The following is a 2,243-nucleotide window of genomic DNA, read 5'->3' on the forward strand; positions in this document are numbered from 1 at the left end:
TCTCTTTCGAGAGATGAAAGATGGACGTAGGATGGCAACGCAACACTCCAATTGGTCTGGACAACCGAGCCGATCATACATCGGCTCTGGGGTGTTGCACTTCGCGCTGGAAATCAGGCCGCCATGCGCGGCGCTGAGATGCGCCAACCGCTTGAAGACCGCGTCCAGTCTCTCTTCGGCGGACAGGCCCGTTCGCTCGCTTCGCAGATACTGACCGATCCGGGGGTCCTTGCCCAGTTCCCCGGCGCTCGATGTCTGCAAAAGAGACCATTGATAAAGCGAGTGCTCGGACCGGAAGCCGAGAGCATACCCCTCGTCGATGGATCGGGCGACGGCCTGATTTGAAAGGGCGCGGCTCGCTTCTTCCGCGCCAAGTTCACGATAAAGAACGGGCTCGAGACACTCGCCGACCCGACGCTTGATCCTTTCGAGCCGGCGCAATTCGATTCGTTCGATTTCGGCGCGTGACAGCCTCATCATGCCCGGCGGGGCGGGCGGCAGATCGGCGACGCGGGCAGCCCGCGTCAAGCGCTGGCCCGAAGGGCTCGGATAATCCGGCGAGGCGTAGAGCAGAATATCGGCCGGCTCGAAGATCCGTGACAGATTGGTCGGCTCCAGAGCCGGAAGAACCTGGGCGAGAGCGTTGCCATCTGCATGGCGGAAGAGAACCGGGTCGTAGTCGCGCCAGACGCACCTCGTTCCAAGTCAGGCGAGCAGTCTTCGATATTCGAACGTGATGGCCTCGAGATAGAATTTCCGATTTCTACGAAGACCTCATATTTCTGGATCTGTTGTGGGCCTCTCGATAATTTTCGTAGAATTTTCTCGTATGAGCAAATTGCATCTCAAAATCGCCGTCGCTATTAAGATAACGCTGCTCCACATCTTGATGAGGGTCCAACAGTGCAAATAATTTCGACACCTCTGCAGCGGGCCCCGCATAAACATACAAATTTCTTGCGTTATTCAAAATAAGAATTCTATCTTCATAATCATATATTATGAAATTACCGCAGGGCGGAATATTGATTTGCGATACTGCATCATCAAAACTCATAGTCTCTTCAGAAAAAACGGACGGATGGCGAAATTGCCCGAATGGAAATACGATCACAACTTTGTTCGAGAAAAATTTGTCGATAAGATCGGCTTCATCCGGAGCGATCCAATCATAGCTGACAAAAGTATCTTCAAAATGTTTTTCGAGAAAGGAGGGCTCAAGGCCGTATTCGAATATTGCGTTTCTGATCTCTTCAGAAGTAAGTTTCATTCTAAATTTCCTATTGATAACGATACTTCCGTATGGGGCGTTTGCCGTCCGGACGCTGAATTTCAAGTGTCGGGACACCCTCACCGCTATTTGGTCGTACGTTGATCCTGCGTCCATCAGATAATGTACCAAAGCGTCCACCACTACCCATAGGCTCGACTGAGTCAGGTGCGAAATCGTCAAAATCGCTATTGGCGTCGTCCCAGGTTCCGGGAATGTCTCGATTGAACGGCTTATCCCCTGGCTTCTGTACCGACCTCTTGTCGAGTTCGGAAATCTTTTCCTCTTCTCTTTTATCACGACCCTTCTGGGACTCGCTTTTCTCGGACAAAACGCAGTTGCCGGCGCAGTTGGCGCTGCTGTCCAGATCATTGGTCTCTTCCGGCGGGGACATAAGATGCTGGGTGGCAAGACCAAATACCTTAACGTAATCTGGATTAAGAAGCGAATATTGAAACCAATCCGCATTTAGAAGATCATCGAGGCTCGGAGCCGGTCCAGCAGGCGGCCCAAGTGCACCAGTTGCAATGCGGTTCATGTAGAAGACTCACCACTCATTGCGCTGAGCTGCGCCATTCGCTTGAAGACCGCATCCAATCGACCATCGGCAGACAAACCAGTCCGGTTGCTTCGTAGATACTGATTAATCCGAGGGTCCTTGCCCAAATTTCCCGCACTGGATGTCTGTAGGAGCGACCATTGATAAAGTGAACGTTCTGAGCGAAAGCCCAAATCATAACCCTCGTCCACCGATCGAGCGACTGCTTGGTTTGAAAGTGCGCGGCGCGCTTCGTAGGGTCCAAGTTCACGAATAAGAACGGGTTCAAGACGTTTGCCGACACGAAGCTTAATCCCTGATTTCCAGCGCGAAGTGCAACACCCCAGAGCCGATGTATGATCGGCTCGGTTGTCCAGACCAATTGGAGTGTTGCGTTGCCATCCTACGTCCATCTTTCATCTCTCGAAAGAGAAC

4 protein-coding genes are annotated in these 2,243 nt (G+C 52.2%); all 4 read right to left on the reverse strand.

The window, feature by feature from the left end; translation table 11 throughout:
• On the reverse strand, positions 1–441 hold a 441-nt coding region (locus tag ABRA89_RS20335; RefSeq protein WP_349943325.1), incomplete at its 3' end, for a hypothetical protein.
• Positions 442–763: 322 nt separating this feature from the next.
• Positions 764–1,270, reverse strand: coding sequence for a hypothetical protein (locus tag ABRA89_RS20340; protein ID WP_349943326.1), 507 nt, complete (start codon positions 1,268–1,270; stop codon positions 764–766).
• 10 nt (positions 1,271–1,280) lie between these two features.
• Positions 1,281–1,808, reverse strand: a complete 528-nt coding sequence (locus ABRA89_RS20345) for a hypothetical protein (protein WP_349943327.1) — start codon at positions 1,806–1,808, stop codon at positions 1,281–1,283.
• Complete coding sequence (locus ABRA89_RS20350; RefSeq protein WP_349943328.1) at positions 1,805–2,221, reverse strand: hypothetical protein; 417 nt, start codon at positions 2,219–2,221, stop codon at positions 1,805–1,807. The genes ABRA89_RS20345 and ABRA89_RS20350 overlap by 4 nt, the downstream gene beginning before the upstream one ends.
• Positions 2,222–2,243: the final 22 nt, after the last annotated feature.

This window comes from Fulvimarina thalattae (assembly GCF_040239565.1).
Taxonomy (GTDB): Bacteria; Pseudomonadota; Alphaproteobacteria; order Rhizobiales; family Rhizobiaceae; genus Fulvimarina.